Genomic DNA, 7036 nt, shown 5'->3' with positions numbered 1-7036 from the left:
CAAGGTTAAGCGAATAGCGGAGCCGTAGGGAAACCGAGTGTTAACTGCGCGTTTAGTTGCAAGGTGTAGACCCGAAACCGAGTGATCTAGCCATGGGCAGGTTGAAGATTGAGTAACATCAATTGGAGGACCGAACACACGTATGTTGAAAAATGCGGTGATGACTTGTGGCTGGGGGTGAAAGGCCAATCAAACTCGGAGATATCTGGTTCTCCTCGAAAGCTATTTAGGTAGCGCCTCGTACGAATACCATTGGGGGTAGAGCACTGTTAAGGCTAGGGGGTCATCCCGACTTACCAACCCTTTGCAAACTCCGAATACCAATGAGTACTATACGGGAGACACACGGCGGGTGCTAACGTCCGTCGTGAAAAGGGAAACAACCCAGACCATCAGCTAAGGTCCCAAAGTTATTGCTAAGTGGGAAACGATGTGGGAAGGCTTAGACAGCTAGGATGTTGGCTTAGAAGCAGCCATCATTTAAAGAAAGCGTAATAGCTCACTAGTCGAGTCGGCCTGCGCGGAAGATTTAACGGGGCTAAGCAATACACCGAAGCTATGGGTACTAGTGTTTACACTAGTGCGGTAGAGGAGCGTTCTGTAAGCCGTTGAAGGTGAAGGGGTAACCCACACTGGAGGTATCAGAAGTGCGAATGCTGACATGAGTAACGATAAAGGGGGTGAAAAACCCCCTCGCCGAAAGACCAAGGGTTCCTGTCCAACGTTAATCGGGGCAGGGTGAGTCGACCCCTAAGGCGAGGCCGAAAGGCGTAGTCGATGGGAAACGGGTTAATATTCCCGTACTTCTGCTAACTGCGATGGAGAGACGGAGAAGGCTAGGCTAGCGCGGCGTTGGTTGTCCGCGTTTAAGGTTGTAGGCTGTACACTTAGGCAAATCCGGGTGTACTTAAGGCTGAGAGCTGATGACGAGGTCCTAAGGGACTGAAGTAGTTGATGCCATGCTTCCAGGAAAATCTTCTAAGCTTCAGGTTAGCAGGAATCGTACCCCAAACCGACACAGGTGGTCGGGTAGAGAATACTAAGGCGCTTGAGAGAACTCGGCTGAAGGAACTAGGCAAAATGGTACCGTAACTTCGGGAGAAGGTACGCTCCTAGCGGTGATGAGACTTGCTCTCTAAGCTGCCGGGAGTCGCAGATACCAGGTGGCTGCAACTGTTTATCAAAAACACAGTACTGTGCAAACTCGCAAGAGGAAGTATACGGTATGACGCCTGCCCGGTGCCGGAAGGTTAATTGATTGGGTTATCTTCGGAGAAGCTCATGATCGAAGCCCCGGTAAACGGCGGCCGTAACTATAACGGTCCTAAGGTAGCGAAATTCCTTGTCGGGTAAGTTCCGACCTGCACGAATGGCGTAATGATGGCCACGCTGTCTCCAGCCGAGACTCAGTGAAGTTGAAATTGCGGTGAAGATGCCGTATACCCGCGGCTAGACGGAAAGACCCCGTGAACCTTTACTATAGCTTGGCACTGAACATTGAACCTACATGTGTAGGATAGGTGGGAGACTTTGAAGCTTCGTCGCTAGATGGAGTGGAGTCAATCTTGAAATACCACCCTTGTAGTTTTGATGTTCTAACCGCGGCCCCTGAATCGGGGTTCGGGACAGTGCCTGGTGGGTAGTTTGACTGGGGCGGTCTCCTCCCAAAGAGTAACGGAGGAGCACGAAGGTTGGCTAAGTACGGTCGGACATCGTACGGTTAGTGCAATGGCATAAGCCAGCTTAACTGCGAGACATACACGTCGAGCAGGTACGAAAGTAGGTCATAGTGATCCGGTGGTTCTGTATGGAAGGGCCATCGCTCAACGGATAAAAGGTACTCCGGGGATAACAGGCTGATACCGCCCAAGAGTTCATATCGACGGCGGTGTTTGGCACCTCGATGTCGGCTCATCACATCCTGGGGCTGAAGTCGGTCCCAAGGGTATGGCTGTTCGCCATTTAAAGTGGTACGCGAGCTGGGTTCAGAACGTCGTGAGACAGTTCGGTCCCTATCTGCCGTGGGCGTTGGATGATTGAAGGAAGCTGCTCCTAGTACGAGAGGACCGGAGTGGACGAACCGCTGGTGTTCGGGTTGTTATGCCAATAGCATTGCCCGGTAGCTACGTTCGGAATCGATAACCGCTGAAAGCATCTAAGCGGGAAGCGAGTCCTAAGATGAGTCATCCCTAGGAATTTAATTCCTCTAAAGAGCCGTTCGAGACTAGGACGTTGATAGGCAAGGTGTGTAAGCGTTGTGAGGCGTTGAGCTAACTTGTACTAATGACTCGTGAGGCTTAACCATACAACCCTGATGGGTTTTATGAGTTAACTATGTTTCTTGTAGAAACCAGAATTAGAAAACACTTAATGTGTGTTCGAACTCAATTTATTAAGACTTGCATAGCGAGTCCAGCTTTCTAAATTTACCAAATTTGTCTGGAAACCATAGAGTTGTGGCACCACCTGAATCCATTCCGAACTCAGAAGTGAAACGCAATATCGCCGATGGTAGTGTGGGGTCTCCCCATGTGAGAGTAGGTCATTTCCAGGCGCTAAACATTGCTTTACTCATAGAGAAAAGCGAGTCTCCTAGCCCTGACAAGCTAGCGACTTAAAAAGAATTTAGCATAATGCGTAAGCAATTTGCTAAAGGAGCGGTAGTTCAGTTGGTTAGAATACCGGCCTGTCACGCCGGGGGTCGCGGGTTCGAGTCCCGTCCGCTCCGCCAACATAAAGATGAAAGCCTCTGCAGCAATGCAGAGGCTTTTTTCGTTTTGTAATATTTATTAATTTAGTCGTGACGTCGCGGATGAATCCGCCCCAGCTACGCTTCACTTTGCGTTCGTAAGCTCACAGCTATCGCTGTACTCACCCACAAACATTAAGACGAAAGCCTCTACAGAAATGTAGAGGCTTTCGTTCAGCATTACGATAAGCCCTAATACTTCTTGTTTATATAAGAGTGTTAGGGCTTTTTTCATTTTTGTTTTGATGAAAGTTAAGTTTAGCATTTTGTAAAAAGTTCAATCAGAATTGTATACACTGATCACGGATTTACAAACTGATTGTCGCCTTGTTGTATAGTATGTGAAGTCGTACAACTCTCAATCAGTTTATAGAGTTATAATGAGTGCCGTAAGAACTAAGGTTATAAGATGAATTGTCGTTTGGGCTGCGGTGCATGCTGTATTGCGCCATCTATCACCACAGCTATCCCCGGAATGCCAGAAGGCAAGCCTGCTGGGATTAGGTGTATACAGCTAGATGATAGCAACTTATGTAAACTGTTCGGGCAAACACAGCGACCAGCAGTATGTGGGTTATTTGCGGCTACCGAAGATGTTTGTGGCAAGACTGATACAGAAGCTCTGTGGTTAATTAGCTCTTTAGAAGCGGCTACTAACGCTTGATAATGCTTTTTTAGAGCCTTTCAAATATTTACTTTACGGATTGTTAATCAATGCAGTTAACTCGTTACACAGATTATGGCTTAAGAACGCTGATGTATTTGGCATTGCATTCAGAGCGTGAGTCGCTCTTCCGTATTGCTGAAATCACTGAAGTATTCGATCTGTCTGCTAACCACATCTCTAAGGTTGTTCATCACTTAGGGAAATTAGGCTATTTGCAAACCGTTCGTGGTAAGAGTGGTGGCTTTAAACTAGCTAAACCAGCTTCTGAAATAAATATTGGCCAAGTCGTTCGAGCGCTAGAAAATTCTTTGGCGCCAATTGATTGTAGTAAGCCATACTGCCTGTTTACACCAGCTTGTAAGCTTAGGGGAGCGTTAGCCGATGCAGTGAATGCTTATTTAGCGGTTTTAGATGGCTATACCTTAGATATGATTGTCACTAATAAGCAGGAGTTAAAATCTCTGCTACCTGATCTATCAATCTCAATCCTGCAATAACACCTGTTTAGCCGAAACTTCTGAGTTCACATGTGGCGATACTAGTTGCGATGTGTGTACCAACTCGATATTTGCATTCGCCAAACGCTGTAAGTTTTTGGTAAGGAAAGCGATTGTTTCTGGGTATGGGTGTGCAATAACAACTATTTTGCCCTTAGCGTGCGCTAATGATATAGCATGCTTAAACTGCTTTTCTAATCCTGATTGCGACCTATCATTATCTAAAAATATCTCCCTTCTTAATATTGGTATCCCCATAGATTCTGCAACTATGCCTGCACGGGTATATTTGGTCGTCATGCTGTCGATGAAATAGATATTGTGCTGCCGTAGTGACTCCATTACCCAGCGCATAGGCTCATTTAACTGGGTTAAGAAACTGCCCATATGGTTGTTGGCGCCGCTAGCATGGGGCACGCTATTAATCGAGTCCTCAACTTGGGCCTTGAACTTGATTTCAGACATTGTATTGGTGAGAGCACCGGGTCCAATAGTCTTACCATTTAGCGCCTGCATAGGTAGGTGTACTAAGATCTCATTCCCCTGGATATAGGCCTTTGAGGCGAGATCTTTTCCTAATGGCGTATGCGGTAATATAGAAAGAGTGATATTGGCTGGCAGGCTCAGCACTGCTTTATCAGATTGACGATATCCAATATCATCAATGATGATGGCAATTTGGCTGGCGAATACACTAGCGCTCGGTAACAACAAAAATATCAATAATAGAAAATAGCGCACAGGTTTTTATTTTTCTGCTTTAATCCATGCAATCGCCGAGTTGACTAATTTGTCTTGTGCAACGGACTCACGGAGTGAATTTGTCTCGATTATAGGCATACTTTCACTATCCGATACAGCTTCTAATTCAATTTTTATATCTGGTTCAATACCTTTTAAGTGAATATCATTGCCATTTGGAGTGGTGTATTTTGCGATGGTGAGCTTAATCGCATTACCATTCATAAGGGTCGGGATCAGACTTTGTATGGTGCCTTTGCCGAAGCTGGTTTGTCCTATTAATTGTGCTCGACCATTATCTTGCAGTGCGGCGGCGAGTACTTCTGAGGCTGAGGCCGATCCCTTGTTGATTAATACTGACATAGGGATATTTGTTGCCATGGTTTGTGGTGAGGCGTAATAGTCAGAGTTAGCGTCGAAGAAGCGCCCCTCTGTCGCTACGATGCGGCCTTTATCTAGGAAGAGGTCTGCTATCGTAATGGCTTGATCTAGCAGCCCGCCGGGGTTATTTCTTAGATCCAGAATAATTCCGTTAAGCTGCTGCGGATGCCAGAGAGACAACTGCTTTACCAGCTCTTGAGTCGTGTTTTCCTGAAAGCTAGAAAGGCGAATATAACCAATTTTATTATCAAGGATCTCTGCTTCTATTGAGTGAATGGCAATTAGAGTTGGGCTTAGAGTGACAGAGTAATGAGTGTTTGAGTTGGCTCTCACCATTTCAAGCTCGATAGGTCGGTTATTTAAGCTGTGTTGTTTAATCTCATTGAGCATGCTTTCTAGCTTTTCAGCGGTAACCAGCTGCTTATTGAGCTTTAATACACGGTCACCGGGTTTTATTCCTGCGGCTTCGGCAGGAGACTCAGCAAACGGCGTGACTATGGTGATCTGGTCGTTGTCTGTTGCGATTTCGACACCAAAACCGAAATACTCACCATTGTTCATTTCTTGCATGCTGGCGAAGGTTTGTCTGTCGAGGAAGCTTGAGTAGGGATCGAGCTTATTGAAAATACCTTCTATGGCGGCTTCGATAAGCTCCTCTTCAGTGAGTTTTTGCACGTAATAAGTTTCTACAGTGTCGATAATATCGAGAAGAACTGGATAACTTATATGAGACTTATATTGTTGCGTGTGCTCTTGCCCTGACAGGGTGATAGACAAACCCAGAGCGAGCCCCGCCGCGAGGCAACAAAAATAGCGTATGTACAGTGACATATTAACCCCTTATATCTTAAGGGGTTATATGGTCTAACGTTTGCAATATCTTGCAGGATCGACAGCTTGCCCCTTATGCCTTACCTCAAAGTATAGGCCAGGCTCGGTCTGTCCACCCGAACGTCCGACCAAAGCAATCGACTCGCCCTTACTAACCGAGTCGCCCGCATTCTTGAGTAAGGCCTGTGCATGGCCGTATAGGCTCATGTAACCTTTACCGTGATCGACGACTAAAACCATACCGAAACCGCGTAGCCAGTCGGCGTAAATAACTTTACCGCCAGCAATCGCGCTTACATTTTGTCCTTCATCGGCTGAAATGATGACACCTTTCCATTTTACTTGCCCAGATCGCTTACTACCGAAGGCTGATCTTATGCGTCCGTTAGCTGGCCAATTGAGTTTCTTGCGGCTTGATAATCCCTCGTAAGAAGGATTATTTTTCATAGCGGTAACTGCTTGTTCTACTACTCGCTTAAGGCTAGCTTCTTCTATTTGAAGTTGTTCTAACTTTGCGCCGCTGCTGCTTAATGTTCTCTGTAGTTGCGTAAGAGTACTTTGTCTTTGTGACTGCTCTTGGCTTAGCTTTTTAGCTTGCTGCTGTCGGTCGAGTACCAGCTTATTAAGACGGCTTTGCTGTTCTTGCTGATCCGCTTGAATTTGGTCTAACTCTTTCAAGGTCGTTTGCAATTGTTCTATCGAATCGATACGAGCGTTATTCAAGTATTCGTAATAAGCCAGTAGGCGCTCTATACTTGCAGGAGACTGCTGATTTAACAGCATTTTGCTGTAATCGTGATTGCCAGCCAAATAGGCACTTGCAAGTTGATTTGACAGAGATTTCTGTTGTGCGGTTTTCAGCTTTTCTAATTGAGCTTGTTTAGTGCTTAGCTCTGCAATTTTCTTATCTGTTTTGGCTAAGTCTTGCTTGGTCGTGTTTACTTTTCTTGCCGCTTGAGCAATCGCTTTTTCATCAGCTTTTAATAAAGAGACTAATCGCTCCCTTTGCTTACTGGTGTTTTTAACCTCTGATTGCTGCTTGTTAATCTGGGCTTGGATAGATTTAAGCTCAGACTGGCGGCGCTCAAGATCGGTCGCATTAACCGTTAAAGGAAGCGATAGAAAGCCAGCAATAATGCTGGCTTTGATAAAAAATCGAATGTTCAATTG

At 45.9% G+C, this 7036-nt stretch carries 5 protein-coding genes, 1 tRNA gene and 2 rRNA genes (1 of these 8 cut by a window edge); 5 read left to right on the top strand and 3 right to left on the bottom strand.

Features of this window, described 5'->3' with window-relative positions:
• The 5 genes from SPEA_RS22155 to SPEA_RS22130 form a co-directional block, all read left to right on the top strand.
• A 23S ribosomal RNA gene (locus tag SPEA_RS22155) occupies nt 1–2305 on the top strand; it begins 590 nt to the left of the window's first position.
• 133 nt (nt 2306–2438) lie between these two features.
• Nucleotides 2439–2554, top strand: a 5S ribosomal RNA gene (gene rrf / locus SPEA_RS22150).
• A gap of 100 nt (nt 2555–2654) precedes the next feature.
• Nucleotides 2655–2731 (top strand) — tRNA-Asp (locus tag SPEA_RS22145).
• Nucleotides 2732–3158: 427 nt separating this feature from the next.
• On the top strand, nt 3159–3413 hold the full coding sequence (locus SPEA_RS22135) for a YkgJ family cysteine cluster protein (RefSeq protein ID WP_012157409.1): 255 nt from the start codon (nt 3159–3161) through the stop codon (nt 3411–3413).
• Between the two features lie 50 nt (nt 3414–3463).
• Nucleotides 3464–3913, top strand: coding sequence for an Rrf2 family transcriptional regulator (locus SPEA_RS22130; protein WP_012157408.1), 450 nt, complete (start codon nt 3464–3466; stop codon nt 3911–3913).
• Here SPEA_RS22130 and SPEA_RS22125 read toward each other — a convergent pair.
• The 3 genes from SPEA_RS22125 to SPEA_RS22115 are packed head-to-tail and all read right to left on the bottom strand — an operon-like array spanning nt 3899 to nt 7033.
• Nucleotides 3899–4654: a divergent polysaccharide deacetylase family protein gene (locus SPEA_RS22125; protein ID WP_012157407.1), complete on the bottom strand. Its 756-nt coding sequence runs from the start codon at nt 4652–4654 to the stop codon at nt 3899–3901. The two genes, SPEA_RS22130 and SPEA_RS22125, sit on opposite strands and share 15 nt — an antisense overlap.
• Before the next feature lie 6 nt (nt 4655–4660).
• Entirely contained in the window at nt 4661–5866 is a 1206-nt protein-coding gene (locus SPEA_RS22120; protein WP_012157406.1) for a S41 family peptidase, read from the bottom strand.
• Nucleotides 5867–5899: 33 nt separating this feature from the next.
• Nucleotides 5900–7033, bottom strand: coding sequence for a murein hydrolase activator EnvC family protein (locus tag SPEA_RS22115; RefSeq protein ID WP_012157405.1), 1134 nt, complete (start codon nt 7031–7033; stop codon nt 5900–5902).
• Nucleotides 7034–7036: the final 3 nt, after the last annotated feature.

Source organism: Shewanella pealeana ATCC 700345, from assembly GCF_000018285.1.
GTDB classification, from domain to species: Bacteria; Pseudomonadota; Gammaproteobacteria; order Enterobacterales; family Shewanellaceae; genus Shewanella; species Shewanella pealeana.
The sequence above is the reverse complement of the archived record's forward strand: the minus strand, read 5'-3'. Positions and strand labels throughout refer to the sequence as shown.

What these genes read in the sequence shown, in the direction of transcription:
- SPEA_RS22135 (WP_012157409.1), top strand. Translation starts at nt 3,159, where the DNA reads ATGAATTGTCGTTTGGGCTGCGGTGCATGCTGTATTGCGCCATCTATC.
- SPEA_RS22130 (WP_012157408.1), top strand. Translation starts at nt 3,464, where the DNA reads ATGCAGTTAACTCGTTACACAGATTATGGCTTAAGAACGCTGATGTAT.
- SPEA_RS22120 (WP_012157406.1), bottom strand. Translation starts at nt 5,866, where the DNA reads ATGTCACTGTACATACGCTATTTTTGTTGCCTCGCGGCGGGGCTCGCT.